We start from the raw sequence: 26,128 nt of genomic DNA, 5'->3' as shown, positions 1-26,128 counted from the left end.
GTTGCCCATCGTCTCCCCGGCGCCCTGCGCCCCCCTCCTGTTCCGCCAGAGCCCACAATCCCCGTGTCCAAGAATCTTGATGAGATCGATCTCAAAATCCTGAGTGAAATTCAGGCCGACGGCAGGATCACCAATGTCGAGCTCGCCAAGCGGGTCGGCATCTCGCCGCCGCCTTGCTTGCGCCGGGTGCGGACCCTGGAGGAGGAAGGCTACATCACCGGCTACCGGGGCCTGCTCGACCCGCGCAAGCTCGGCTTCGACGTGACCGTGTTCGCCTCGGTCCACCTGTCGAGCCAGGCGGACGCCGACCTGAAGGCGTTCGAAGAGTTCGTGCGGTCCGAGCCGCTGGTGCGGGAATGTTGGATGCTGTCCGGCGAGGTGGACTTCATCCTGAAATGCGTGGCACCGGACATGGCGACGTTTCAGGAGTTCGTCACGCACCTCACGGCGGCGCCCCACGTCCGCAACGTGCGGACGTCCCTGGTGCTGCATAACTCGAAATACGAGGCGGCGGTGCCGCTCGAGGTCAAGGGGCGCAGCTAGGCCCGGCTGTCCTTCCGGGCCAGCCTCGCCAAGGCTGAACCCGGAAGCTCGAGGTCGCGAAGCGAACAGAACGCGAGAGAGTTCAGTTCTTTTTGCGCAGCAGCGCGTCCAGACTGATCGACCCCCCGCCCGAGGTCGTCAGATAGAGGCAGGCAAAGCAGAGGGCGATCGCCAGCGAGCCGTTGTTGACGACCGGGAAGAAACCTCTCGGGAAGTGGCCAATGAAATAGGCGAAGGCCATCTCGCCGGACAGGATAAAGGCGACCGGGCGCGTGAACAGCCCAAGGATCAGCAATCCGCCGAGCACCAGTTCGAGCGAGCCGGCCGCACCGTACAGCGACAGCAGCTCAACTTTGGCAAACATGTCCACGGCCGGAAACTTGAAGATCTTCGCCACGCCATATTGAAACAACAACAGGCCCGTGACGAAGCGAAACAGGCTGAGCACAGCCGGTTGCCATTTCGAGAACATCTGCTCCATGTCGATCATCCCCCAATCAAAGCCATCATGATGCGACGGACCGGACCCATCCTCCCGGCACGGCTCGTCGGTTCTGCACTAGCTCATTCCTGAAAGCCCGTCACCGGCGTGTGGCCTGCAGCCCGATGAATTGACCGTGTGCTGCCGAACGCCATTGTGCCGCAGTGCGGCCGGCCAAACGACGAAGGGCCGCGCCTTCGCGCAGCCCTTGGTTTCGTCCGAACGGTCACAGGCATCGCTCCGATGCCTCGGGTCCTCAGCGCCACTCGACCTTGGCGATCTCGTAGGACTTGGCGCCGCCGGGCGCCATGACCTCGACGGTGGTGCCCATCTTCTTGCCGATCAGCGCGCGCGCCAGCGGCGAGGTGATCGAGATCTTGCCCTTCTTGGCGTCCGCCTCGACCTCGCCGACGATCTGCCAGACCGCCTTCTTCTCGGTATCCTCGTCGATCAGGGTCACCGTCGCGCCGAACTTGATCGTGTCGCCGGAGAGCTTGGTCACATCGATGATGTCGGCGCGCGCGAGCTTGTCCTCGAGCTCGGCGATGCGGCCCTCGTTGTGAGACTGCTCTTCCTTGGCGGCGTGATATTCCGCGTTCTCGGACAGGTCGCCATGCGAACGCGCTTCCGCGATATGTTCGATGATGCGCGGACGGTCCACCGATTGGCGCTGCTTGAGCTCGTTCTCCAACGCGGCGTAGCCCATCGAAGTCATGGGAACCTTTTCCACCATCTCTTCTCGTCCTTCAGTCGTGCGGGCGGGGGCGCGCACGATCAGCAGCTTCAGAATAGGCCTTTGCGGCTCAAAGCAAAGCCTGAAGGCCCGGCAAGACCGTCCCGTCAAAGGCCGGTACAACATCGAACGGGGCGGCGGGTTCCTGAAAGCTTCTATTGCCGATTGTTGCCAACCGCTTAGCGGGCGTTCGCCCGCACGCTGCGATTAGTTTTCGGAAAAGTAACTCTGCAGGGTGCGGACCTCAAGGTCTCCCCCGAGATAGGCACGGATGCCTTGCGCGGCCGCCACGGCACCCGAAAGAGTGGTGTAATACGGCACTTTATGCAAGAGGGCAGCGCGCCGCAGCGAACGGCTGTCGGCCAGCGCCTGCGGGCCTTCGGTGGTGTTGAAGACCAGCTGGATGTCACCGTTGGTGATGGCGTCCACGATGTGCGGCCGTCCCTCCAGCACCTTGTTGATCTTCTCGGTCGGCACGCCCTGGTCGGTCAGGAAGCGCTGGGTCCCGGATGTCGCCACCACCTTGAAGCCGAGCTCGTGCAGCATCCGCACCACCTCGGTGATGCGCGCCTTGTCGCTTTCACGTACTGACACGAACACCGTGCCTTTGCGCGGCACGCGTGTGCCGCCGCCGAGCTGGCTCTTGGCGAACGCCACGGCGAACGAGCGGTCGATGCCCATCACCTCGCCGGTCGAGCGCATCTCCGGGCCGAGCACGGTGTCGACGCCGGGGAAACGGGCGAACGGGAAGACCGATTCCTTGACGCCGACATGCCTGAGCGCGCGCTTCTTCAGGCCGAAATCGGCGAGCTTCTCGCCGGCCATGATTCGGGCGGCGATCTTGGCGACTGGCGTGCCGACCACCTTGGCGACGAAGGGCACCGTGCGCGAGGCACGCGGATTGACCTCGAGCACGTAGATCGTGCCGTCCTTGATCGCATATTGCACGTTCATCAGGCCGACGACGTCGAGCCCGAGCGCCAGCTCGCGGGTCTGCCGCTCCAGCTCGGCGATGGTCGCCTCGTCGAGCGAATGCGGCGGCAGCGAGCAGGCCGAATCGCCGGAGTGGATGCCGGCCTCCTCGATGTGCTCCATGATGCCGACGATGAAGGTGTCCTTGCCGTCGGAAAGGCAGTCCACGTCGATCTCGGTCGCGTCCGACAGATAGCGATCGAACAGCAGCGGGTTCTTGCCCAGCACCGTGTTGATCTGGCCGGTCTTGTCGTTCGGGTAGCGCGCCTTGACGTCGGCCGGCACCAGCTCGGGCAGGGTGCCGAGCAGGTAGTCGCTGAGCTGGTTGTCCTCGCGGATGATCTGCATCGCGCGGCCGCCGAGCACGTAGGACGGGCGCACCACCAGCGGCAGCCCGAGATCGGCAGCCACCAGGCGGGCCTGCTCGACCGAATAGGCGATGCCGTTCTTCGGCTGCTTCAGATGCAGCTTGTCGAGGACGCGCTTGAAGCGGTCGCGGTCCTCGGCGAGGTCGATGGCCTCCGGCGAGGTGCCGAGGATCGGCACGTCGGCCGCCTCCAGCGCACGCGCCAGCTTCAGCGGCGTCTGGCCGCCGAACTGCACGATGACGCCATGCACCGTGCCGTTCTTGCGCTCGGTCGCGATGATCTCCAGCACGTCCTCGGAGGTCAGCGGCTCGAAATAGAGCCTGTCGGCGGTGTCGTAGTCGGTCGAGACCGTCTCCGGATTGCAGTTGACCATGATGGTCTCAAAGCCGGCGTCGGACAGCGCGAAACAGGCGTGGCAGCAGCAATAGTCGAACTCGATGCCCTGGCCGATCCGGTTCGGACCGCCGCCGAGAATGATCACCTTCTTCTTGTCGGACGGCGCGCTCTCGTCGGCGAGTTGGCCTGCGAACAGCGTTTCGTAGCTCGAATACATGTAGGCGGTGGGCGAAGCGAACTCCGCCGCGCAGGTATCGATGCGCTTGAACGCCGGACGGACGCCCAGCGCCTGCCGCTTGGCCGCGACGTCGGCTTCGGTGGTGTTGGTCAGCACCGCGAGCCGTGCATCCGAGAAGCCCATCGCCTTCAGCGTGCGCATGCCGCTCGCGTTCGGCGGCAGGCCGTGCCGGCGGACCTTGTCCTCCATCTCGACGATGCCGCGCATCTGCGCCAGGAACCACGGGTCGATCTTGCAGGAGTTGAAGATGTCCTCGTTCGACCAGCCCAGCCGCATCGCCTGCGCGACCTGCAGGAGACGGTTCGGCGTGGGCGTGCCGAGCGCAGCCCGGATCGCGTTCTTGTCGTCGCCGCGCCCGAGACCTTCGATCTCGATCTCGTCGAGGCCGGTGAGACCGGTCTCCAGCCCGCGCAGCGCCTTCTGCAGGCTTTCCTGGAAGGTGCGGCCGATCGCCATGACCTCGCCGACGGACTTCATCGAGGTCGTCAGCGTGGTCGAAGCCCCCGGGAATTTCTCGAATGCGAAGCGCGGGATCTTGGTGACGACGTAGTCGATGGTTGGCTCGAACGAGGCCGGGGTCGCGCCGCCGGTGATGTCGTTGGCGATTTCGTCCAGCGTGTAGCCGACCGCGAGCTTGGCCGCGACCTTGGCGATCGGGAAGCCGGTCGCCTTGGAGGCCAGCGCCGAGGAGCGCGACACGCGCGGATTCATCTCGATCACGACCATGCGGCCGTCGGCCGGGTTGACGCCGAACTGCACGTTGGAGCCGCCGGTCTCGACGCCGATCTCGCGCAGCACCGCCAGCGAGGCGTCGCGCATGATCTGGTATTCCTTGTCGGTCAGCGTCAGCGCCGGCGCGACGGTGATCGAGTCGCCGGTGTGCACGCCCATCGGATCGAGGTTCTCGATCGAGCAGATGATGATGCAGTTGTCCTTTTTGTCGCGGACCACCTCCATCTCGTACTCCTTCCACCCGAGCACCGATTCCTCGATCAGCACTTCGTTGGTGGGGGAGGCGTCGAGACCGCGCTCGATGATGTCGAGATATTCTTCCTTGTTGTAGGCGATGCCGCCACCGGTGCCGCCCATCGTGAAGGAGGGACGGATGATCGCGGGCAGGCCGATCTCGGACAGCGCCATCAGCGCCTGGCCGAGCGCATGCTCCTGGTAGCGCTTGCGGCGCTCGTTCTCGCCAAGCGTCCATTGCCGGTCGAGCTCGTCGCGCTCGGCGCCGGACAGCTTCTCGCGCTCGGCGAGGTATTTGTCGCGGTACTGCTTCTTCAGCGCGGAGGCGTTGGCGAGCCGCGACTTCGGCGTCTGCAGGCCGATCTTCTCCATCGCGTTGCGGAACAGCTGGCGGTCCTCGGCCTTGTCGATCGCGTCAGCCGTGGCGCCGATCATCTCGACGTCGAACTTCTCCAGTGTCCCCTGCCGGCGCAGCGACAGCGCGCAGTTCAGCGCGGTCTGCCCGCCCATGGTCGGCAGCAGCGCGAAGCCGCCGGGGATGACGTGGCGTTCCTTCTCGATGATCTTGGCGACGATCTCGGGCGTGATCGGCTCGATATAGGTCGCATCGGCCAGCTCCGGATCGGTCATGATCGTGGCCGGATTGGAGTTGACGAGGACGACGCGATAGCCCTCCTCCTTCAGCGCCTTCACCGCCTGCGTACCGGAATAGTCGAATTCGCAGGCTTGGCCGATCACGATCGGACCGGCGCCAATGATCAGGATGGTCGAGATGTCGGTTCGTTTCGGCATTCAAGCTCACGGGCAAGGAACGGGCAGGAATTGGGCACAAAAAAAGGGCGCGCGTATCGCGCGTCCCCGTAAGGCCCAGGCGCGACCAGTGCTCGCGCGCGAGCGGTCTTTAGACCAGTTTCCTCTGAGCGAAAAGGGTTTTGGGCCGAAATCAACGGCCAATTTGGCGGGGAGGGGCGGAGGGGCGCCCTGCCGTCGCTGGCTCGCCGAGCCGAAGCTGCGCAGCAGCGAAGGCTGGAGGCCCGGCCTGGACTTGAACCAGGTTCAAGAGCGTTGCACCGCTCTTCGCGTCGTAGCTTCCGCCACCGGGCCAAGGGTGATCTTACCTCTCACGGCCGCGTGAGCCAGCCCGTATTTCAGTTAACCCTAATCCAGTTGCTTGATGTTGGCAGTTGCGGCCGGCTGGTCGGCCCACGCGGTCACCCGGTTCCCGTCATCGGCCGAGCCACGAAGGTCATCCGCCAGGGATTGTGGCCGATATTCTTGGGCGCCCGGACGGCGCTGAGGTCGGCCTTCTTCAGTCTCGCCAGGATCTCGGCCTCGCTGTAGTGCTGCAGGCCGACCTTGGTGCGCAGTTGCCGGTAATCCGACAGCGCCGTGGCGACCAGCCCGACCAGGGCATCCTTGAGGAAGCCGTCCCGTGCGGCGAACATCAGCAGCGCGAGCACGTCACGGCCCATGCCAACGTCCGGACGAAGGACGTCGCCGAGAATGAACTTTCCCGACGGCTTCAGCAGCCGCCTGATCACGGCCAGGGCCGCGTCGAATTCCGCCTCGCTCATGTACTGCGCCACGGAGTTCATGACGACGAGGTCGATCGAGCCTTCCTGCATGTTGCGCAGCTCGTCCAGCGAGCGCACGCGGATCTTGGTGTTGGGCGCGAAACGCGCGATCAACCGGCCGCGCACGCCCGGCGCCGGCTCGGCCAGGATCAGCGTCATGCATGCGTCGGCGACCTTGGCGGCCGATAAGGCCTCTCCGCAGGAATAGTCGAGAACGACCGCGTCGGGCGAGGGAATATACCCGACGATGTCGCGGGCAATCCCCTGGAAGTGCAGGTCGCGATGCAGCTTGCTCGCATAGATCGTGTGCGTGGAATCGTAATAGTCGATCCAGTCGTCCATGGCGTGTTCCGGCAAACACAGTTCCTTGATCGGAACTGGAGGGGTCAGCGAGCGTTAACGGGTCCGATCACCCGTGTCCATCGCTGCTTCTAACAGGAAGGTTAGGCCGTGAGTAAAGCAAAGACCGACAAGACCGCCCCCGAGCTCGATACCCCGACCGATCTGTCGCCGGACGCCGTAAACAAGATCTCGACAGCTTTGAACACGCTGCTTGCCGACGCCTTTGCGCTCTATCTGAAGACCAAGAACTTCCACTGGCACGTCAGCGGACGGCATTTCCATGACTACCATGAGATGCTGGACGAGCAGTCGGACGCGATCTTTGCCACCACGGACCAACTGGCCGAGCGGGTGCGGAAGCTCGGCGGCACGACGCTGAAATCGATCAGCCAGATCAGCAAGCTGCAGACCATCAAGGACAACAACGAGGAGTATGTGCCGCCGCGCGAGATGCTGCGGGAGTTGATGGAGGACAACAAGCACGTCGCGGCTGCGATGCGGAAGGCGCACGGGCTGTGCGACGACAATGACGATCCGGCCACCGCGGGATTGCTGGAGACCTTCATCGACGAGACCGAACGCCGCACCTGGTTCTTGTTCGAAGCGAGCCGCCAGGAAGGCAGCAACGCGGCATAAGCGGGCCCGCGTTGAGTTGAGCTCCGGGCGCGCTGCGAGGACGTGGGGCGCCCGTCCGGCCTCGATGCTGGCTCCGGCTCATATCCACGCCGCACTATCCGGAGTGGCCGAGTGCCGACCAACTCCGATAGATCATGTAAGCCGCCACCACGAACACCACGGTGGCAAACACCTTGTTCAGGGTGCCGCGCGTACTGGACAGGCGAGCGGCCAGCTTCGCACCGACCAGGCCACCGGCGATGCCGGCGACGAGAAAGGTCGCCGCCAGCGCCCAGTCGACCAGTCCCGACAGCGCGTAGTTTGCTGCGGTCGTCAGTCCGAACGCCGTGACGGACACGAGCGAGGAGCCGATCGCGTAGAGGATCGGCATGCCTGTCGCAAACATCAGAGCCGGAACGATCAGGAAACCGCCGCCGATGCCGAAGAAGCCGGACAGCATTCCCGTGCCGAAGCCGAATGCCACTAGCGGCAACAGATTGTCGCGTGAAAGCTTGACGTCCAGCTGGCTGTCCGTGCCGCGCTTGCGCAGCATCAAGAGGCCGATCACGATCATGACCAGGGCGAACAGCAGCAGCAGCTTCTGGCCGTCAACCATCTTGCCGAGCGTCGAGCCCGCGAAGGCGCCGACCACGCCCGTTGCAGCAAACACCAGCGCGCAACGCCATTTGACGTTTCCAGAGCGGGCATGATTGGCGAGATTGGCCGCCGCGTTGATCGCCACGGCGACCGCGCTCGTGCCGATCGCCACGTGGGGATTGCCGACGCCCACCAGATACACCATGAGCGGCACGGCCAGCACCGATCCGCCCCCGCCGATCAGGCCGAGCGTGAATCCGACGAAAGAGCCGGACAGCGAGCCGAGCGCAAGCTCGGCAGCGGACAGCGTCATCCTGTGATGCTCCGGAGTGGCATGCCGCGCCGGTGCGCGGACGCTGCCAAATGGGAAAGCCGAGCCGCGACGTCTGCCGCGTGCTCGGCGGGGCGGGGGTGACTTAGAGCGCGTTGAGCGGCACTTTCAGGAAGCGCCGGCCGTCCTGATCGGGCGTCGGCAGCCGTCCCGCCTTCATGTTCACCTGCAACGAGGGGATGATCAGCTTGGGCATGTCCAAGGTGCGGTCGCGCGCCTCGCGGGCGGCGACGAACTGATCCTCGGTGATGCCGTCGCGGACGTGGATGTTGTGCGCGCGCTGCTCGGCCACCGTCGTTTCCCAGCGGATGTCGCGGCCGTTTGGACCGTAGTCGTGGCACATGAACAGCCGCGTCGCGTCAGGCAGCTCCAGCACCCGGCGGATCGAGCGATACAGGGTGCGGGCGTCGCCGCCAGGAAAGTCGGCGCGTGCCGAGCCGCCGTCCGGCATGAATAGCGTATCGCCGACGAAGGCGGCGTCTCCGATTACATGAGTCATGCAGGCCGGTGTGTGCCCCGGCGTATGCATGGCGAAGGCAGTCATTGCGCCGATCCGGTAGGTATCGCCATCATGGAACAGGCGGTCGAACTGGCTGCCGTCGCGCTGAAACTCGGTGCCTTCGTTGAAGATCTTTCCGAACGTCTCCTGCACCATCCTGATATTGGCGCCGATGCCGATCCTGCCGCCCAGCCTTGACTGGATGTAGGGCGCCGCCGACAGATGGTCGGCATGGACATGGGTCTCGATCAGCCAGTCCAGTTGCCAGCCGCGATCCTCGATCAGGCGAATGATCTTGTCGGCGGAATGGGGCGCGATGCGACCCGAGGCATAGTCGATGTCCATGACCGAATCGATCACGGCGCAGGCCCGCGAGCCTGGGTCCTTGACCACGTAGCTGACGGTGTTGGTGGCGGGATCGAAGAACGGTGTGACCTCGGGTTTCACCGACAGGTCGACCGGATGTGGAATGCCGGACATTCAAGCCTCCCTCATTCTGAAGCGACCGCGGCGAGCGAGGGCCGGCGGCTCGCGAGCATGCGGGCTGCGGCCATTCCGATCATCATGGCCGTGACGAACAGGACGATGGCAGGCGAGCCGTAGCCGAGCGCCACGAAGGCCGGGCCCGGGCAGATGCCGGCGAGGCCCCAGCCGATGCCAAAGACGGCAGGGCCGGTTGCGATCCGCCAATCCAGCGTCTGCGAGGATGGCAGGTGGAATTGGTCACCGAGGACGGGACGCCGGCGCCGGAAAACCAATCGAAAGCCGGCGAAGGTGACCCCGACCGCTCCAGCCATCACGAGGATCAGGCTCGGATCCCAGCCGCCGGAGCGGATCGCCGCGACATCGAGAAAGTTGAGCACCTTCTCCGGATTGGACATGCCTGAGAGCAGCAACCCGAGACCGAAGACGAGGCCGACGATGAACTGGATGAAGATGATCATGGCGTCTCACAGCACGTGGCGAACGAGGAAGGTGGTCGCGACCGCGGTGGCCATGAATATCAGCGTGGCGACGATCGAGCGCGGCGACAGGCTGGCGATGCCGCAGACGCCATGACCCGAGGTGCAGCCGTTGCCCCAGACCGCCCCGAAGCCGACCAGCAGCCCGGCTGCAACCATATCGATCGGACCGACCTCCAGCTTCAGCGGCGGCAGGCTCCCGCTGACGATGCGGACTGCAAGGGCGGCCGCGACCAGCCCGCCTATGAAGGCGAGCCGGCCAGCGAGCGCGCCGTCCCAGGGCGGCAGCAGCCGCGCGGCAATGCCGCTGACGCCGGCGATGCGGCCGGTCAGGCCCATCAGCATGACGGCTGCAGCGCCGATGAGGGCGCCGCCTGCGAGCGCCGTGACCGCTGTATACTCCGTGATCATATCGTCCCTTGATTCCCTCGTCGGGCGCATGTTGCAATCGGCTGTCATGTGCATTATTGCATATATACGAAATTGAAGAAGTAACAATGATGACAACACAGGCCAGGCGCAAAACCCGCGAGACCATGGTGGCGGCGCTCGACGACAAGGCGGAGGAGGCGGCCGGCCTGCTCGCTGCCATGGCGAATTCGAAGCGCCTCATGGTGCTCTGCAACCTCATCGACGGCGAGCGCGCAGTCGGCGATCTCGCCGAGCAGGTCGGGTTGCGACAGGCGGCGCTGTCGCAGCATCTCGCCAAGATGCGCGCGCTCGATCTCGTCGCCACCCGGCGCGATGGCCAGACCATCTACTATCGGCTGGCGAGCCGCGAGGTCCGCGAGATACTGCAGACGCTGTATCGGCTGTATTGCGCCTGATCAGCGCGCCTGCTGCCACAGGCGCGTGAGTGGGCCACCCGCGCCGAGCACGGGATCGGTCGCGGGCAGCGGCACCTCCGGAATCGTCTTCAATGCGCGCGCGTGGTTCTCCGGCGTCGGCCGCGTGACCTGCATCTTCGGTCCGGGCGGATAGGCGCCGACGATGCAGAAATCGCTGCTGGCAGCGATGCATTGATGCCCAGTGCCGGCCGGCAGGATGGCGACGTCGCCGGGCCTGAGCTCCAGCTCCTGGCCCTGATCGCCGCCGAAGCGGACCCGCGCCGTTCCGCCGGCGACACCCAGCGCCTCATGCACGGTCGCATGATAGTGCACATAGTCGTAGACGCCGTTGCGCCACATGTCGCCCCAGCCATTGGCGGCGAACACGCCCTCGATGTCGGCCGCCGGATCGGCGCCGTCCAGATCGATGACGGCCTTGTAGACCAGGAACGGCATCGGATTATTGGGCACCAAGCCGTCATCCGCGAACACGATGCTGAGCGGTTCGATCGACTTGACGCGGGGCGAGGGGGCGGCAGGCATGGCGACCTCGGAACAAACGGATGGGGCCTCGCCCTATCAACCGGCCCGCGCGGCCGCCGTTCCAGCTCACACCTTGGGCAGTTCGAATACCAGGCAAGTCGTGGTGGCATGCGCCAGCAGGCGTTCTTGCGAATCGACGATGCGTGCCTCGGCGGTCGCGGCGCGGCGTCCGAACGATAGCGTCCTGCCCTCCGTTCTCACGATGCCGGTGGCCTCGGTCATTGCCTTGATGAAGGAGACCTTGAATTCCAGCGTGGTGTAACCGCTGCCCTGCGGGCACATCGTGTGGACGGCGAGCCCCATCGCGGAATCCAGCAGGATCGCGGCGTAGCCGCCATGCACCGAACCGATCGGATTATAATGCCGCAAGGCCGGCACGCTGTGCATGACGACCTGGCCGGGCTCGGCGCTGCAGTCGAACGGCGCGACCGTCTGCATGATCGGCGGCTGCGGCAAAGTCCCGGCAAAGATGCCGCGCACGAAATCGAGCCCGGGCATCGAGGCCAGCGCCGCCAGGGGCACCACGCCGAATTCAGCGCGCGAATCCGTCTCGCTCATATCGTCGATCTCCAATGTATGATGATCATCATATGAATGTGGTGCGAAAAGATCGAGGGCAAAACAGATGCCGGCGATCACAAGATTGCGGACAGAAAAATGCCCGGGACCAGCCCGGGCATTTCGAATCGTGTCCAGCTGCCGACCTCAGGCCGCGCTGCGCTTCTTCTCGCGCATCAGCTCGGCGAAGCGCTGAAACAGATAGTGCGAGTCGCGCGGGCCGGGCGACGCTTCCGGGTGGTACTGCACGGAGAACACCGGCTTGCCCTCGAGCTGGATGCCGCAATTCGAGCCGTCGAACAGCGAGATGTGGGTCTGCGTCGCGCCCGATGGCAGCGTGTCCTGGTCGACCGCGAAGCCATGGTTCATCGAGGTGATCTCGACCTTGCCGGTGGTCTCGTCCTTGACCGGATGATTGGCGCCGTGATGGCCCTGATGCATCTTCTTGGTCTTGGCGCCGACCGCAAGCCCGAGCATCTGATGGCCGAGGCAGATGCCGAAGGTCGGCGTGCCCGACGAAATCACTTGCTGAATGACCGGCACGGCATATTTGCCGGTCGCCGCGGGATCACCCGGTCCGTTCGACAGGAACACGCCGTCCGGCTTCATCGCGAGGATGTCCTCGGCGGACGTCGTGGCCGGCACCACGGTCACCTTGCAGCCGACGCCGGCGAGCAGGCGCAGGATGTTGCGCTTGATGCCGTAGTCGATCGCGACGACGTTGAATTCCGGATTGGTCTGTTGGCCGAAACCCACGTTCCACACCCAGGGGGTCTCGTCCCAGGTGAAGCGCTGGGCGGAGGTCACCATCGGCACCAGGTCCATGCCCTCCAGCCCCGGCCACTCGCGCGCTTCCTTCTTTAGGGCGCCGAGGTCGAAATTGCCGTCCCTGGCATGCGCGATCACGGCGTTCGGCATGCCCTTGGAGCGGATCAGCGCAGTCAGCGCCCTTGTGTCGATGCCGGACAGCCCGATGATGCCGCGCGCGCGCAGCCACTGGTCGAGATGGCGCGTCGCGCGATAATTTGAGGGGTCGGTGATCGCGGTGCGCAGGATCACCCCGCGCGCGCCCGGCGTCGCCGCCATGTTCACCGTCTCGATATCCTCGTCGTTGGTGCCGACATTGCCGATATGCGGGAAAGTGAAGGTGATGAGCTGGCCGGCATAGGACGGATCGGTGAGGATCTCCTCGTAGCCGGTCATTGCGGTGTTGAAGCAGACCTCGCCCGCGGCGTGGCCTTCGGCGCCGAGGCCGTAGCCTTCCAGCACCGTGCCGTCGGCGAGCACGAGGAGCGCGGTCGGTTTATGGTCCGGCCAGGCGGCGTCAGTATCGATGTGTGTCATGAGACCTCTACATAGTGCCCCTGGCGCGCGGCGTCAAAGCGGGAAGCGGCCGATTCACACGCGATATCGGTCAATTTGACTGGAGTTTCGAGGCATCCGACCGGAACGGATGCGGAACCGTGTTGTTTCGGGTGGGCGAACCGCCTAGACCAGCGCCAATGGATTTTGAGAGGGCGAGATCATGCTGCGTGACGACATCAACAATGCGGTCAAGGAGGCGATGAAGGCCAAGGACGAGCGCAAGCTGTCCACCCTTCGCATGGTGAACTCGACCTTGAAGAATGCCGACATCGCGGCGCGCGGCGAAGGCAAGCCGCCCTTGACCGACGCCGACGTGCTCGCGGTGCTGCAGAAGATGATCAAGCAGCGTCAGGAGTCGGTCGAGCTGTATGAAAAGGGCGGCCGCGCCGAGCTCGCCGCGGGCGAGCGCGAGGAGATCGCGGTCATCTCGGCCTATCTGCCGAAGCAGATGAGCGACGATGAGGTGAAGTCGGCCATCTCCTCCGCCGTCGCTGAGACCGGCGCCGCCGGCATGAAGGACATGGGCAAGGTGATCGGCGTGCTGAAGGCGAAGTACACGGGACAGATGGATTTTGCCAAGGCGAGCGCACTGGTGAAGGCGGCGCTGTCGGGCTAGGCCGCGCGAAGCGCCGAGCCATCCCCAAATCGTCATGCCCGGGCTTGTCCCGGGCATCCACGTCTTTAAGACTATCATCAAGAGTTAAAGACGTGGATGGCCGGGCCGTCGCCGCGCCGAAGGGGCTTCGGCCCCGCAGGCGGGTCTTCGCCCGGCCATGACGGAGAGAACAATGCTCAAGGAAACGTCCGACTACGACCAGCTCACTCGCGACTTCCGCTGGGACATCCCGGCGCAGTTCAACATCGCAGTCGCGACCTGCGATCGCCACGCCGACGGCTGCGCCCGCCTCGCGCTGATCGTCGTCGAGGAGGACGGCGCCGCCCGGCGCGTCTCATTCGATGAGCTGCGCGATTACTCCTGTCGCTTCGCCAACGTATTGAAGGCCGATGGTCTCGCGCAGGGCGACCGCGTCGCGGTGTTCCTGTCGCAGTCGCTGGAGCTGCCGATCGTCCATCTGGCGGCGTTCCGCGCCGGTCTCGTCTCGGTGCCGCTGTTCACGCTGTTCGGCGAGGACGCGCTGCAATTCCGGCTGCAGAATTCCGGCGCCAAGGTCGTCGTCACCGACGCCACGGGCCTTGCGAAGCTTGCGCGCATTCGCGACCACCTGCCGGAACTCAAGACGATCTATGTCACTGACGGCGACGGCCTCGGCGCCCGAGCCTTCTGGCCGACGCTGGAGCGCGCCTCGGATCAATTCCCGACCGTCGCCACGTCGAGCGACGACCCTGCCATCATCATCTACACCTCGGGTACGACCGGAAATCCCAAGGGCGCGCTGCACGCCCATCGCGTACTGCTCGGCCACCTGCCCAATGTCGAGATGGTGCACGGCTTCCTGCCGAAGCCCGGCGACGTCATGTGGACGCCGGCGGATTGGGCGTGGATCGGCGGCCTGTTCGACGCGCTGTTTCCCGCATGGTATCACGCGATCCCGGTGATCGGTTATCGCGCCAGGAAATTCGAGCCGCAGGCCGCAATGCAACTGATGGCGGACTACGCCGTCCGCAACGTGTTCCTGCCCCCGACCGCGCTGAAGTTGATGCGCCAGGCCAATGTCAAGCACGAGGGCGTCAAGCTGCGCAGCATCCTCACCGGCGGCGAGTCGCTCGGCGCCGAGCTGCTCGACTGGGTGCGCGCGATCTTCGGCATCGATGCGCACGAGATCTACGGCCAGACCGAATGCAATCTCGTCGTCGGCAACAATGCGAGGCTGTTTCCGATCCGGCCGGGCTCGATGGGCAAGGCGACGCCGGGCTTCCAGGTTCTGATCGTGAACGACAAGGGCGAGGAGCTGCCGCGCGGAGAGAGGGGCATCATCGGCGTGCGCCAGCCCAATCCCTGTACCATGATCGAATACTGGCGCAATCCGGAGGCGACGCAGAAGAAGTTCGCTCGTGACGTGCTGCTGACCGGCGATCTCGGCACCCAGGATGACGACGGCTATTTCTGGTATGCGAGCCGCGAGGACGACGTCATCACCTCGGCCGGCTATCGCATCGGCCCGGCCGAGATCGAGGACACGCTGCTCAAGCACCCGGCAGTCGCGCTGGCGGCCGTCGTCGGCATTCCCGACCCGGTGCGCACCGAGGCCATCAAGGCGTGGATCGTGCTGCGGCCCGGCTTCGTTGCAAATGACACTCTGTCGCGAGACATCCAGGACTTCGTCAAGGTCAAGCTCGCTGCGCACGAATACCCGCGCCACGTTGAATTCACCGACACCCTGCCGATGACGGCGACCGGCAAGGTGCTGAGGCGCGAGTTGCGGGCGCGGGGGTAGGGCGAGCTTGCTGCCGTGCGAGCCCGATGGCGCGGCTTGCGAGGCTTCCCCCGCTTGGTGACGAGCACGAGTCCAACAACATGCGTCGGATGTGGCCGCGCCTGATCCCAGCTCTCGCCCGGTAAGGACGGGGGAGAGGACCTGCGGCGCCGCGCGGCTTCGCATCTCGCCTCACGGGACGCCACGGCTTAGACCCTGTCCGCTGCCTACAAGTTGAAATTGAAATCCTCGCCCTACCGCTGTTAGCATCATCGCCAACAAGAACAGTCAGGAGGGTACGCCGATGACCGCATCCGTCTCGGGACGATCCGATCCCGTGGTGCGCCGCATCACGACGGCCGATATCGCCGAAGCCTTGACGCAAGGCCTCCGTGATTTTCAGGCTCAGCCCATGTTCGGCCTTGCTTTCGGGCTGATCTACGTGCTCGGCGGCATCAGCATCGTGCTGTGCGTCACCGCGTTCGGTATGGTCTACCTGGCCTATCCGCTGGCCGCGGGCTTTGCGCTGATCGGCCCGTTCGTCGCGATCGGTCTCTACGAGGTCAGTCGCCGCCGCGAGCTCGGCCAGCCGATCACCTATGGCGCGATCTGGCGCACGATCACGTCACGCGGCGAGATTGCCTGGATGGCGTTCGTGACGCTATTTTTCTTCATTATCTGGATGTACCAGGTGCGCCTCCTGATCGCGCTGCTGCTCGGGCTCAATGCCTCGTTCTCCAGCATCAAGGAGTTCATGACCGTGGTGCTGACGACCAACGAGGGTCTGCTCTTCCTGGCGATCGGCAATCTCGACGGCGCCGCCCTGTCGCTGGTGCTGTTCTCGCTCACGGTCGTATCGTTTCCGCTGCTGCTGGAGCGCGACGTCGATTTCGTGACGGCGATGATCACCAGCGTGCGCGCGGTCGTGACCAGTCCCGGCCCGATGATCGGCTGGGCCGCCGTCATCACCGTGCTGCTGATCATCTCGGCATTGCCGTACTTCCTGGGGCTGCTGGTCACGGTGCCGGTGCTGGGCCATGCGAGCTGGCATCTGTACCGCCGGATCGTAGCTCCGGCGTAAGGCCAGGACTGCCGCGACGATCGCACGGGTTTGGTTCGAACCGCGGCTCGCCAATGGTCGGCCGGTCCCAATGTCGGAGAAGGATGATGCCGGATAACGTCGCCTTGTTTGCCGCGATCGTCCTATTGCTGCCGATGTTCTATCTGCTGCTGGCCGCGCCGGCGTTCCTGCTGGTGCGGCTCGACATCGTGCCGGTCACCCGGCTCCTGCGCGGCATGTTCGACTCCTACTTCGTGGCGCTTTCGATCGCTGGCGGCATCGGCGCGCTCGCCGTGCTGGCCGACGGCCGCCCCGTTCTGGGGCTGGGCATTGGCCTGATCGCGGCGTTCGCGCTGGTCTCGCGCCGCTGGTTTCTGCGGCAGATGGACGCGCGCATCCGCGACAGGGATTCCGGCGATGCGACGGCCGTGCGTCGGCTGCGCTGGCTGCATTGGGGTGGCATGCTGAGCAATGCGGTCCAGGTCGGCGCCGTCCTCGCCAGCATCCCACAGATCGCCGCGGTGTCGTAGCAGGCCTTGTCGTTTAAGGCACTGCAATCCCCATCGCCTTCAGGGCCGCCAGCATGCGCGTCGGCGGTGTCATCTTCACCGCGAGCGGCTTGCCGGTCTCGAGCACGCTCTTGAGGCTCGACAGGATGGCCGGCCAGCCCTGGCGTCCGCCGGACAGGATGTCGTCGGAGAGCGGCCGCTCGTGCGCTTCAGTCATCGTGAGACGGACGGCGTCGCCGGCCGGTTCGATCTCATAGGTCACGAGCGTGCGGCCCAGTGCCTCGACGAGGCCGGGCCAGTTGACGTCCCACGTGACGATCAGCCGGTGCGGCGGCTCGCAGACGATCACCTGGCCGCTGATGTGTTCGGAGCCGTCCGGCGCGCGCACGATGAAGGCGCCACCCGCCCTCAGCTCGGCTTCAACCGCGAAGCCGAAGAAATATTGCCGGCTGAACTCGGCCGAGGTCAGCGCCTGCCACACCCTCTTAGGGCTGGCGGCGATGTAGATCGTGTAGACGGTGGCGGGCCTGAACTTTGCAAGATCCATCGCTCAGACTCCTTTGCCGAGCGCTGACATCGGGATCGCCAGCGCCGTTCCGGTCTCCAGCAGACTTTTTAGGCCGGACAGGATCGCGGGCCAGCCGTTGGAAACCGCATCGAGCAATCTCCCCGCTCCTTCGAAGCCTTCATGCGTCAGGGTCAGCTTGACGGAGTTGCCGTGCTGTTCGATCGCGAATACGACCTTGGTCGGCTGCTCGTTGCGAAACTCGTCTTTCAGGACGTGCTGGAAAGTGTAGGAGAGCCGGCGTGGCGGATCGAACTCCAGAATCTGGCCGACATCCGTCGTCATCCCGTCGGTCACCAGCGTGAACGGCGAGCCGACGCGCCAATCGGAATGCAGTTCGGTGCCGAACCAGTAGCGCTTCGCGAATTCGTTTGATGTCAGCGCTTCCCACAATTTCTCGGGCGTCGTCGCGATATACGTGACGTAGACGAATTCGGGCTTACTCATCGCGCTCCTCCAATTGCCGCTTCAACTCGCTGAGCGCGGCGAGCTTGCCGCGCTCGAATTTCCTGATCCAGCGCTCCCCGATGTGATGGATCGGCACTGGATTGAGATAGTGCAGCTTCTCGCGGCCATGCCGGATGGTCGCGACCAGATTGGCCGCTTCCAGAATGGCAAGGTGCTTGGTCACGGCCTGTCGCGTCATCGCGAGGCCGTCGCAGAGCTCGGTCAGGGTTTGCCCGTTCCGCGCGTGGAGCCTGTCGAGCAGGGCGCGTCGTGAGCCGTCCGCAAGCGCCTTGAAGACATCATCCATGTGAGAAAGAATAGGCAACCAAATGGTTGCGTGTCAAGAGCGCTGCGGTGTGGATCGCGCGAGGACAAGCAGGCTTCCCTCAGCAGACATCTCGTGCATTAGTGAGCGCCTCATTCGCATCGAGGCGCCTCATGTCCCTGCAAGTCTATCTCGCCTTCGTCGCCGCCTGTATCGGGCTCGCGCTGCTGCCGGGTCCCGTCGTTACGCTGCTGATCGCCAACGGTCTGCGCCACGGGACCCGCGCCGCGCTCATCAATATCGCCGGCGTGCAGACCGGGCTGACGATCGCGATCGGCATCGTCGCCGTCGGCCTGACGTCGCTGATGGCCACGATGGGCTATTGGTTCGAATGGGTGCGGCTGATCGGTGCGGCCTATCTGGTGTGGCTCGGCATTCAGCTCATCCGCTCGCCGATCGAGGGGATCTCTGCGGGCGAGGCGCCGCCACCGCCGCCGCGCGGCGGCTTTTTCCTGCAGGGGCTGCTGGTGCTGCTCTCGAACCCGAAGGTGATGGTGTTCTTCGGCGCGTTCCTGCCGCAGTTCATGGACATGAGCCGGGATCACGTGCCGCAGGTCGGTTTGCTCGGCGTCACCTTCATGTTGATTGCGGGTCTCACCGACGCGATCTATGCGCTGCTCGCGGGCCGTGCGCGAAAACTGTTCTCGGCCAGGCGGACCCGGCTGGTGTCGCGCATCTCCGGCGGCTTCATGATCGGCGGCGGCGTGTGGCTGGCGCTGACGCGAGCGCGGTGAGCACGCGTTTGGCCCCGCGGCCGCATCGCCGTCTGCTGACGCGCCTTACAGGCTGATCGTTCCCTTCACCACCGGCGCGACGTCACCGCCGATCCAGATCGTCTCGCCGTCCTGCGCGACATGGACGCGGCCGGCGCGGCCGAGAACCGTGCCCTGGGAGGCGACATATTGCTTCGGAGCAATTCCGGCTCCGATCAGCCATTGCGCCAGACTTGCATTGAGGCTGCCCGTCACCGGGTCCTCGCCGCCGCCCCACATGAAGCCGCGGACCTCGTAGTCGGCCTCCGGGCCATCCTGCGCCCGATCCCATGGCGCAACCACGCCGATCGGCTGTTGCGGCAGCGCCGCCGGATTGAAGCGGATGTCGAGCAGCGCGCGGCGCGAGTCGATCAGCACGCCGATCCAGCCCGGGCCGTTGTCGACCCACTGCACGGCGCGCACCGTGCTCGATTGGATGCCGAGCGCTGCTGCGATCCTGCTCGTCAGCTCGGCATCGACGGTGCCGGAGCGCTTGAGCGGCGGGGCTGCGAAGGCGAGCCGGTCTCCGTCACGCTTGATGCGCACGAGACCCGCGCCGCATTCCTGCACCACATGCTCGCCCTTCGGCCTGCCGCCGAGCGCGAGCCATACGTGGCACGAGCCGAGCGTCGGATGGCCTGCAAAAGGCAGCTCGCGCTGCGGGGTGAAGATGCGCACGCGATAATCAGCGCCCGGATTCTGAGCGCGTGACAGGAAGGTCGTCTCGGACAGATTGGTCCAGTTGGCGATCGCCCGCATCGCCGCATCGTCGAGGCCGTCGGCCTCGGCGATCACGGCAAGCGGGTTGCCCTTGAAGGCGACCTTGGAGAACACGTCGACTTGATGGAACGGAAGCATCGGCATGGCTGTGTCCTCCCAGGTCTCGTTGTCAGTCGCGCCAGAACGGCTTGTTGGCCTCTTCCTGGACGATCGCCGGATCAAGGCCGCAATCACGCATCTGTTCGCGATCGAGCATCGCCAGTTCGGACCGCCAGAACAGGCGCTGCAGCCAGAGTTGCGGCACCCCGAGCAAATTGCTCTTTCCATGGGCAACTTGCGGAATTGCCCAACGCTGCGCCAGGGAATATGCCATGAGTCACCTATTGCTCTTCAATTGCGTTGTTCGAAGAGCAATCGCGCAGTACATATCTCGGTGCAATCGAAACATTGCTCTCGGTGCAATATAGCATGAATGCTTCGTATACGGTCCTGGTGGACGACATCGCCGAGGACATCGCCAACGGCAGGCTGAAGGCCGGCGACCGGCTGCCGCCGCAGCGCCAGTTCGCCTACGAGCGAGGAATTGCCGCCTCCACGGCAGCCCGTGTCTATGCCGAATTGTTGCGCAGGGGCCTGGTCGTGGGCGAGGTCGGGCGCGGCACTTTCGTCGCAGGAGAGGCGGTGCCGGTGCCGTCCTCGCTGCGGCTGGAGCCGTTCGATGGCCGCATCGATCTCGAGTTCAATTTTCCGACACTGCCCGACCAGGCGGCCATGATCGCGAAATCGATGGCGGTCTGGCAGCGGCCGGAGAAGCTCGCGCCGGTGCTGGCGCCGATCACGCAGCGCCGGCTGGCCGAGGCCGGGCGCACCGCCGCGGCCTTCTTCGCGAGCGAGCGCTGGCGCCCGCGCGCGGAGAACTTTGTCTTCGCCGGCAGCGGACGGCAGTCGCTGGCTGCGGCGATCTCAGCGCTGGTGCCGGTCGGTGGCCGGCTCGGCGTCGAGGCCGTGACCTATCCGATGATCAAGGGCATCGCGGCGCGGCTCGGCGTGACCCTGGTGCCGCTCGCGATGGACGGCGAGGGCGTCCGCCCGGACGCGCTGACCAAGGCGCATCGCAGCAGTGCGCTCAACGCGATCTACATCCAGCCGGTGATGCAGAATCCGCTCGGCCTGACGATGAGCGAGGCGAGGCGCGAGGAGATCGTGCGTCTGGTGCGCAAGCACGAGCTGATGATCATCGAGGATCTGGTCTACGGCTTCCTCAGCGATCAGGTCTCGCTGGCGACGCAGGCCGAGGAGCGCGTCGTCGTGGTCGACAGCCTTGCCAAGCGGCTGGCGCCGGGCATCGCCGTCGGCTTCCTGTACGTCCCCTCGACCATGCGCGAAAAATTCGCCGCCACGGTGCGCACCGGGGCGTGGTCGGTGACGTCGCTGGCCCTGGCCGCCGGCATGGGGCTGCTCGCCGACGGCACGGCGGCCGAGATCACCAGGCGCAAGCGTGCCGATGCGCTGGTGCGGCAGGCGATCGTCGCCGAGTGCCTCGCCGGTCATCACATCGAGGCTGATCCGCGCTCCTATCATGTCTGGCTGCATCTGCCGGAGGGCTGGCGCGCCGAAGCCTTGACGGCCGCTGCGGCCCGCGCCGGCATCGCGATCACGCCGGCGAGCGCGTTTGCGGTGGCGCATGGCCATTCACCGAATGCGGTGCGGCTCGCGCTCGGCCTGCCGAGCCATGACGATCTGCGCACGGCGCTGTGGCGGCTCGCGGGCCTGCTCGCGCATCACGACGCCTCCGACATGACGGAGTAGCGGACTACGCGAGACCCTTGCTGCGCAGTTCGACCTCGATCTCGCCGAGAATGCGGATCAGCCGCTCGGCCCAGCGCTGCTGGCCCTCGGGCTCGGCGATTTCGTTCTGACGAATCTCGATGCCGGAATTGATCAGCCCGCGCGCCTCGCCATGCACGGGGATGGTGTAGTCGGTGCCGTCGCCGACCGCATAGGGCTGGTTGTCGCCCACCACGAGATCGGGCTCGGCCCGCAGCGCCTTCAACAGCAGCGGCGGCAGCACGCGGTCGTGCTGGTACAGCGTGCCGATGTGCCAGGGCCGCGCGATGCCGGCATAGACTGGCGTGAAGCTGTGCAGCGAGACGAGGATGGTCGGCCGGCCGGCGGCCTTGCGCGCATCGAGCACGTCAGTGATCCGGTCGTGATAGGGATCGAAGACGACGCGCCGCCGCAGGTCGGCGTCCTCATGCGTCAGGCCCTCATTGCCGGGGATCGTGGTGCGCTCGCTGATCATCGGAATCGCGTTCGGCGCCTTCGGTGACCTGTTGCAGTCGATCACCAGACGCGAATAGCGCTGCGCCACCAGATGCGCATCGAGTGCCCGCGATACTTGCTCCGCGACCTCGGCAATGCCGATGTCCCAGGCGATATGCCGCTCGAGTTCGCTTTCGGGCAGGCCGAGATCGCCGAGTGCGCGCGGCAGCAGGCGGCCGTAGTGATCGCACGTGAAGAGCAATGCCGACGCGCCACCGGCGTTGCGCTCGAGCACAGGCGGAACTTCGTCTGGCTGAAGGAGTAGATGAGTGTTGCTCGTGCCGGACACGGTCATGCTGCCTCTCGTTGCTTCATGAAGCGGCAGACCGATCTCGGATTGGGCAGACAGATGAGGATTTGGCCGGCGGACATCATGATGGTCGCCCAAACGTTGCTGATTCTGGCGATCATTCACAAGACAGAAGTTCGCAATGGGCCTACGGTCCGGGCTGGATGAGGCTGGCGCATCGTGCCGCCCGAACGAGGCAGGGAGGCTTCATGCTGATCAAGGTTGGATTCGAGATCGCCTATGCGGCCCCGGCGGCGACGCCGATGGTGATCATGCTGTCGATCCATCCGTCGCGCTTTCCGGACATCGTCGGCACCGAGACGATCACGACAGAGCCGAAGGTGCCGATCAAGTTCTACAACGACAGCTTCGGCAATCTCTGTGGACGCCTGGTGGCGCCTGCCGGCGGGGTCACCTTCCATGGCAGCGCCATCGTCCGCGACAGTGGGCGGCCGGACGCGATCGATCCCGGCGCCCAGCAACTGCCGATCGAACAATTGCCCGATGAGCTTCTGCTGTATCTGATGCCGAGCCGCTATTGCGAGACCGACAAGCTGGCCGAGGTCGCGTGGTCGTTGTTCGGCCGTGCGCCGGCGGGATGGGCGCGCGTGCAGGCGATCTGCGACTTCGTGCACAGCCACGTCACCTTCGGCTATGAGCACGCCCACGCCATGAAGTCGGCGCACGACGTCTATCAGCAGCGCGCCGGCGTCTGCCGCGACTTCGCCCACCTCGCGCTGACCTTCTGCCGCTGCATGGGCATTCCGGCGCGCTATTGCACCGGTTATCTCGGCGACATCGGCGTGCCGCCGGACCCCGTCCCGATGGATTTCTCGGGCTGGTTCGAGGTCTATCTCTCGGGCCGGTGGTACACGTTCGATGCCCGCCACAACGTTCCGCGCATTGGTCGCATCCTGATGGCGACCGGACGGGACGCCGCCGACGTCGCGCTGTCGACCTCGTTTGGCCTGATGACCCTGACCAAATTTCACGTCGTCAGCGACGAGATCATGGCTGCCTGAGCGGAGCAGGGCGCGGCCGGGCGCTTCGCATCACCGGCGATCGCCGTTATAGACGGGCCATGACTGATCTTCTCTTCGTCTACGGCACCCTGATGCGCGGCTTCGACCATCCGATGGCGCGGCTGCTGTCGGCCAATGCCGATTTCGTCGCCGAGGCCAGCTGCCGCGGCCGGCTCTACCGCATCCAGCATTATCCTGGCCTGGTGCTGTCCGATGACGCGGCCGATCTCGTCCATGGCGAGCTGTTCCGGCTGCGCCAGCCCGAGCCGATGCTGCGCGAGTTCGACATGTACGAGGCCTGCGGCGAAGGCTTCGCCGCGCCGACCGAATATCTGCGCCGGTGCCTCGCCGTGACGCTGGCCGACGGCAGCGTCAGCCAAGCCTGGACCTATGTCTACAACTGGCCGGTGGACGAAGCCGGCCGCATCGTCTCGGGGCGCTTCCTGGCGCCGTGACCCGGTCTCTCCACGCGGTCATTCCGGGCTCGCCCTGCGGGCGCCCCGGAATGACCGGAGGATCGAGCTGGCCTGTGAATAGCCCGGACAAGCCGGAGGAAGTTCACATTTCGTACACGGGTGCCTATATGCCTAGGCCATCACCACAGGACCTCCGCCCCGCTCATGGCCCGCTTCACGCCGGAATTTCTCGATGAGCTGCGCGCCCGGCTTCCGGTCTCGGACGTCGTCGGCAAGCGCGTCAAGCTCAAGAAGGCCGGGCGCGAGTGGAAGGGGCTGTCGCCGTTCCAGCAGGAGAAGACGCCGTCCTTCTACGTCAACGACCAGAAGGGTTTTTATCACGACTTCTCCTCCGGCAAGCACGGCAACATCTTCGACTTCGTGATGGAGACCGAGGGCTGCAGCTTCCCCGAAGCCGTCGAGCGGCTGGCGGGGATCGCCGGCCTGGCGCTGCCGGCGGTGACGCCCGACGCGGCGCGCCAGGAGCGCCAGCGCAAGACGCTGTATGACGTGATGGAGCTGGCGACGAAGTTCTTTTCTGACACGCTGGCGTCCCGTCATGGCGCGCGCGCCCGCGGCTATCTTGCCGATCGCGCGATCCTGCCGCAGACGCAGCTCCAATTCCGGCTTGGCTACGCGCCGCCGGATCGGTTCGGCTTGAAGGAATATCTCGGCGCCCAGGGCGTGCCGGTGGCCGACATGGTCGAGGCGGGATTGCTGGTCGGTGGCGACGACATTCCGGTGCCCTACGACCGCTTCCGCGACCGCGTGATGTTCCCGATCACCGACCTCCGCGGCCGCGTCATCGCCTTCGGCGGCCGCGCGCTGCAGAAGGACGTGCCGGCGAAATATCTCAACTCGCCGGAGACGCCGCTCTTCCACAAGGGCGACAACCTCTACAACCTGCCGAGCGCCCGCCAGGCCGCGCATAATGGCGCGCCGATGATCGTGGTCGAGGGCTATGTCGACGTCATCGCGCTGGTGGCGGCCGGTTTCGCCGGCGCCGTGGCGCCGCTCGGCACCGCGCTGACCGAGAGCCAGCTTTCGCTGATCTGGAAGATGGGCGACGAGCCGATCCTGTGCTTCGACGGCGACCGCGCCGGCCAGAAGGCGGCCTATCGTGCCGCGGACCTTGCTTTGCCGCATCTCAAGCCCGGCAAGAGTCTCCGCTTCGCGCTGCTGCCGGAAGGACAGGATCCCGACGACCTCGTCCGCTCCGGCGGCCGCGGCGCGGTCGAGGAGGTGCTCAAAGTCGCAAAGCCGCTGGCCGAGGTGATCTGGTCGCGCGAGGTCGAGGGCGGCAGCTTCAACACGCCGGAGCGCCGCGCCGCGCTGGAGGCGCGGATCGGCCAGCTCACCGGCGGCATCGCCGACGAGGTGGTACGGCGCTACTACAAGCAGGACCTCAGCGATCGGCTGTACCGGGCGTTCGCCCCAGACGGCGGCCGGGGCTTTGGCCGCGGCTACGGTGCCGAATCAGGACGGCGGTTTAGCCCCCGCAGTCCCGGTTCCGGACAATCGGGGCGGTTATCCACAGGGGGCGGCCGCCGCGGCGGACCGCCATCCACAGGCCCGGCGATGGCCCGCGGCCCCTATCAGGCGGCCAGTCCGCAGCTCGCCATGAGCCCGATCATGCGCGGCCAGCGCTCGGCGATCTCGCGCCGGGAGGCCCTGATCCTGCAGTGCCTGATCAACCACCCTTGGCTCCTGCACGATCACCTGGAGGAGGTCGCCGCGCTGGAGCTGGCCCATCCCGAGGCGCACAAGCTCCGCGCTGCCGTCATCGCCGCCTTCGCCCACGACCACCACCATTCGCCGGACCCGGACGAGCAGGCCGAGAAGATGCGGGCCGATCTGGAGAAGTCTGGCTTTTCTGAGCTTCTTCAACGGGTTGAGCGGGCGATCACGACCGCGGCGGTGTGGGCGACCAAGTCGGGGGCGGCGCGCGATGACGTTCTTGCGACCTGGCATCAGCTCGTTGCCTTGCATCGGCAATGGCACTCCTTACTTAGGGAATTGAAGGATGCCGAGCTGGCGCTGGGCGAGGAGCCGAGCGAGCCGAACATGGGCTGGTTGAGGGACGTGAAGGCCAGGATGGCCGAGATGGACGGCACCGAAGCGCTGATCGAAGGCTTCGGGGAACTGTCCGGACGTACCAACCGCAACGTGTAGACTGGACGCCCGGCGCCCAGTCGCCAGTTGAGCACATTTCGGCCCGGTCCGCCCGCGCGGTATCCGGTCCGCGCGAAAAGACTCGCCAAATCCATGGTTTGGCTGCAAAAACAGGGTTAATCGAAGTTTAAGAGGTCCGGGGCATTTTCTGCAGCAGATGGGTTGGTTTCGCTGTCGGACGCCGCGCCTGCATGTCGGGCGCCGGATTCGATTGCAAAACCGGTATCGCTTTTGCAAGAAACGCGCGCCGGTCCGAAAACGGGAC

General features: G+C 65.4%; 29 protein-coding genes and 1 tRNA gene. 12 read left to right on the top strand and 18 right to left on the bottom strand.

Features of this window, described 5'->3' with window-relative positions:
• Nucleotides 1-63: 63 nt before the first annotated feature.
• Nucleotides 64-543 (top strand): Lrp/AsnC family transcriptional regulator, encoded by a 480-nt coding sequence (locus QX135_RS14110; RefSeq protein ID WP_015664493.1) that lies wholly within the window; start codon nt 64-66, stop codon nt 541-543.
• 82 nt (nt 544-625) lie between these two features.
• Here the strand turns inward: QX135_RS14110 and QX135_RS14105 are convergent, their stop codons facing one another.
• The 5 genes from QX135_RS14105 to QX135_RS14085 form a co-directional block, all read right to left on the bottom strand.
• Nucleotides 626-1,024, bottom strand: a complete 399-nt coding sequence (locus QX135_RS14105; protein ID WP_315777725.1) for a DoxX family protein — start codon at nt 1,022-1,024, stop codon at nt 626-628.
• A gap of 256 nt (nt 1,025-1,280) precedes the next feature.
• Nucleotides 1,281-1,757, bottom strand: coding sequence for a transcription elongation factor GreA (gene greA / locus QX135_RS14100; RefSeq protein ID WP_315736372.1), 477 nt, complete (start codon nt 1,755-1,757; stop codon nt 1,281-1,283).
• Between the two features lie 207 nt (nt 1,758-1,964).
• On the bottom strand, nt 1,965-5,429 hold the full coding sequence (carB, locus tag QX135_RS14095) for a carbamoyl-phosphate synthase large subunit (protein WP_316181110.1): 3,465 nt from the start codon (nt 5,427-5,429) through the stop codon (nt 1,965-1,967).
• Nucleotides 5,430-5,664: 235 nt separating this feature from the next.
• Nucleotides 5,665-5,741, bottom strand: a tRNA-OTHER gene (locus QX135_RS14090).
• Nucleotides 5,742-5,848: 107 nt separating this feature from the next.
• Nucleotides 5,849-6,553, bottom strand: coding sequence for a class I SAM-dependent methyltransferase (locus QX135_RS14085; protein WP_315736374.1), 705 nt, complete (start codon nt 6,551-6,553; stop codon nt 5,849-5,851).
• 108 nt (nt 6,554-6,661) lie between these two features.
• Between QX135_RS14085 and QX135_RS14080 the strand changes: the two genes are divergently transcribed.
• Entirely contained in the window at nt 6,662-7,189 is a 528-nt protein-coding gene (locus QX135_RS14080; protein ID WP_315717516.1) for a DNA starvation/stationary phase protection protein, read from the top strand.
• Between the two features lie 94 nt (nt 7,190-7,283).
• Here the strand turns inward: QX135_RS14080 and QX135_RS14075 are convergent, their stop codons facing one another.
• The 4 genes from QX135_RS14075 to QX135_RS14060 form a co-directional block, all read right to left on the bottom strand.
• Nucleotides 7,284-8,078, bottom strand: a complete 795-nt coding sequence (locus QX135_RS14075; RefSeq protein WP_315736376.1) for a sulfite exporter TauE/SafE family protein — start codon at nt 8,076-8,078, stop codon at nt 7,284-7,286.
• 103 nt (nt 8,079-8,181) lie between these two features.
• Entirely contained in the window at nt 8,182-9,075 is an 894-nt protein-coding gene (locus QX135_RS14070; protein WP_316181114.1) for an MBL fold metallo-hydrolase, read from the bottom strand.
• Nucleotides 9,076-9,086: 11 nt separating this feature from the next.
• A complete protein-coding gene (locus QX135_RS14065; RefSeq protein WP_315772349.1) occupies nt 9,087-9,539 on the bottom strand; it encodes a DUF6691 family protein in 453 nt (150 codons plus the stop codon).
• A 6-nt stretch (nt 9,540-9,545) separates the two neighbouring features.
• Nucleotides 9,546-9,968 carry a YeeE/YedE family protein gene (locus tag QX135_RS14060; protein ID WP_315736379.1) on the bottom strand — a complete coding sequence of 141 codons (423 nt, stop codon included), beginning with the start codon at nt 9,966-9,968 and terminating at the stop codon, nt 9,546-9,548.
• An 89-nt stretch (nt 9,969-10,057) separates the two neighbouring features.
• On the opposite strand from QX135_RS14060, the gene QX135_RS14055 reads away from it, so the two are divergent.
• Nucleotides 10,058-10,384, top strand: a complete 327-nt coding sequence (locus QX135_RS14055) for a metalloregulator ArsR/SmtB family transcription factor (protein WP_315758820.1) — start codon at nt 10,058-10,060, stop codon at nt 10,382-10,384.
• Here the strand turns inward: QX135_RS14055 and QX135_RS14050 are convergent, their stop codons facing one another.
• The 3 genes from QX135_RS14050 to carA form a co-directional block, all read right to left on the bottom strand.
• Complete coding sequence (locus QX135_RS14050) at nt 10,385-10,927, bottom strand: cupin domain-containing protein (RefSeq protein WP_316181119.1); 543 nt, start codon at nt 10,925-10,927, stop codon at nt 10,385-10,387.
• Between the two features lie 66 nt (nt 10,928-10,993).
• Entirely contained in the window at nt 10,994-11,485 is a 492-nt protein-coding gene (locus QX135_RS14045) for a PaaI family thioesterase (protein ID WP_315777718.1), read from the bottom strand.
• Nucleotides 11,486-11,632: 147 nt separating this feature from the next.
• The gene (carA, locus tag QX135_RS14040) at nt 11,633-12,829 is read right to left on the bottom strand and encodes a glutamine-hydrolyzing carbamoyl-phosphate synthase small subunit (protein ID WP_316181121.1); all 1,197 of its coding nucleotides are present in this window, start codon (nt 12,827-12,829) and stop codon (nt 11,633-11,635) included.
• 181 nt (nt 12,830-13,010) lie between these two features.
• On the opposite strand from carA, the gene QX135_RS14035 reads away from it, so the two are divergent.
• The 4 genes from QX135_RS14035 to QX135_RS14020 all read left to right on the top strand — a co-directional run bounded on the left by QX135_RS14035 (nt 13,011) and on the right by QX135_RS14020 (nt 16,815).
• Nucleotides 13,011-13,466 (top strand): GatB/YqeY domain-containing protein, encoded by a 456-nt coding sequence (locus tag QX135_RS14035; protein WP_315736383.1) that lies wholly within the window; start codon nt 13,011-13,013, stop codon nt 13,464-13,466.
• A gap of 172 nt (nt 13,467-13,638) precedes the next feature.
• Complete coding sequence (locus tag QX135_RS14030) at nt 13,639-15,246, top strand: acyl-CoA synthetase (RefSeq protein WP_316181123.1); 1,608 nt, start codon at nt 13,639-13,641, stop codon at nt 15,244-15,246.
• 283 nt (nt 15,247-15,529) lie between these two features.
• Complete coding sequence (locus QX135_RS14025) at nt 15,530-16,306, top strand: DUF2189 domain-containing protein (RefSeq protein ID WP_315736385.1); 777 nt, start codon at nt 15,530-15,532, stop codon at nt 16,304-16,306.
• 86 nt (nt 16,307-16,392) lie between these two features.
• Nucleotides 16,393-16,815, top strand: a complete 423-nt coding sequence (locus tag QX135_RS14020) for a hypothetical protein (protein WP_315754605.1) — start codon at nt 16,393-16,395, stop codon at nt 16,813-16,815.
• A gap of 13 nt (nt 16,816-16,828) precedes the next feature.
• Here QX135_RS14020 and QX135_RS14015 read toward each other — a convergent pair whose 3' ends face one another.
• Genes QX135_RS14015 through QX135_RS14005 form a run of 3 tightly spaced genes read right to left on the bottom strand, consistent with a single transcriptional unit; the run spans nt 16,829 to nt 18,113 of the window.
• On the bottom strand, nt 16,829-17,341 hold the full coding sequence (locus tag QX135_RS14015; protein WP_316181126.1) for an SRPBCC family protein: 513 nt from the start codon (nt 17,339-17,341) through the stop codon (nt 16,829-16,831).
• Nucleotides 17,342-17,344: 3 nt separating this feature from the next.
• Entirely contained in the window at nt 17,345-17,806 is a 462-nt protein-coding gene (locus tag QX135_RS14010; protein WP_315736388.1) for an SRPBCC family protein, read from the bottom strand.
• Entirely contained in the window at nt 17,799-18,113 is a 315-nt protein-coding gene (locus QX135_RS14005) for a helix-turn-helix domain-containing protein (protein WP_315754598.1), read from the bottom strand. The genes QX135_RS14010 and QX135_RS14005 overlap by 8 nt, the downstream gene beginning before the upstream one ends.
• A 131-nt stretch (nt 18,114-18,244) precedes the next feature.
• On the opposite strand from QX135_RS14005, the gene QX135_RS14000 reads away from it, so the two are divergent.
• Nucleotides 18,245-18,865: a LysE family translocator gene (locus QX135_RS14000; RefSeq protein WP_316181129.1), complete on the top strand. Its 621-nt coding sequence runs from the start codon at nt 18,245-18,247 to the stop codon at nt 18,863-18,865.
• 45 nt (nt 18,866-18,910) lie between these two features.
• Here the strand turns inward: QX135_RS14000 and QX135_RS13995 are convergent, their stop codons facing one another.
• Both QX135_RS13995 and QX135_RS13990 read right to left on the bottom strand, forming a co-directional pair.
• Nucleotides 18,911-19,747: a PhzF family phenazine biosynthesis protein gene (locus QX135_RS13995; RefSeq protein WP_316181131.1), complete on the bottom strand. Its 837-nt coding sequence runs from the start codon at nt 19,745-19,747 to the stop codon at nt 18,911-18,913.
• 25 nt (nt 19,748-19,772) lie between these two features.
• Nucleotides 19,773-19,916, bottom strand: coding sequence for a hypothetical protein (locus tag QX135_RS13990; protein WP_315737087.1), 144 nt, complete (start codon nt 19,914-19,916; stop codon nt 19,773-19,775).
• Nucleotides 19,917-20,002: 86 nt separating this feature from the next.
• Between QX135_RS13990 and QX135_RS13985 the strand changes: the two genes are divergently transcribed.
• Nucleotides 20,003-21,412, top strand: a complete 1,410-nt coding sequence (locus QX135_RS13985) for a PLP-dependent aminotransferase family protein (RefSeq protein WP_316160656.1) — start codon at nt 20,003-20,005, stop codon at nt 21,410-21,412.
• Nucleotides 21,413-21,416: 4 nt separating this feature from the next.
• On the opposite strand, the gene QX135_RS13980 is transcribed toward QX135_RS13985, so the two are convergent.
• The gene (locus QX135_RS13980; RefSeq protein ID WP_316181133.1) at nt 21,417-22,220 is read right to left on the bottom strand and encodes an N-formylglutamate amidohydrolase; all 804 of its coding nucleotides are present in this window, start codon (nt 22,218-22,220) and stop codon (nt 21,417-21,419) included.
• Between the two features lie 203 nt (nt 22,221-22,423).
• Between QX135_RS13980 and QX135_RS13975 the strand changes: the two genes are divergently transcribed.
• The 3 genes from QX135_RS13975 to dnaG all read left to right on the top strand — a co-directional run bounded on the left by QX135_RS13975 (nt 22,424) and on the right by dnaG (nt 25,863).
• Nucleotides 22,424-23,236, top strand: a complete 813-nt coding sequence (locus QX135_RS13975; RefSeq protein WP_315736393.1) for a transglutaminase family protein — start codon at nt 22,424-22,426, stop codon at nt 23,234-23,236.
• Nucleotides 23,237-23,295: 59 nt separating this feature from the next.
• On the top strand, nt 23,296-23,691 hold the full coding sequence (locus QX135_RS13970) for a gamma-glutamylcyclotransferase family protein (protein ID WP_316181136.1): 396 nt from the start codon (nt 23,296-23,298) through the stop codon (nt 23,689-23,691).
• Nucleotides 23,692-23,856: 165 nt separating this feature from the next.
• Nucleotides 23,857-25,863, top strand: coding sequence for a DNA primase (gene dnaG, locus QX135_RS13965; protein ID WP_316181138.1), 2,007 nt, complete (start codon nt 23,857-23,859; stop codon nt 25,861-25,863).
• Nucleotides 25,864-26,128 lie beyond the last annotated feature (265 nt).

The sequence above is a fragment of the Bradyrhizobium sp. SZCCHNR1098 genome, from assembly GCF_032489375.1.
Lineage (GTDB): Bacteria > Pseudomonadota > Alphaproteobacteria > Rhizobiales > Xanthobacteraceae > Bradyrhizobium.
Note: the sequence above shows the minus strand (reverse complement) of the source record. Positions and strands in the feature narration are given on the sequence as shown.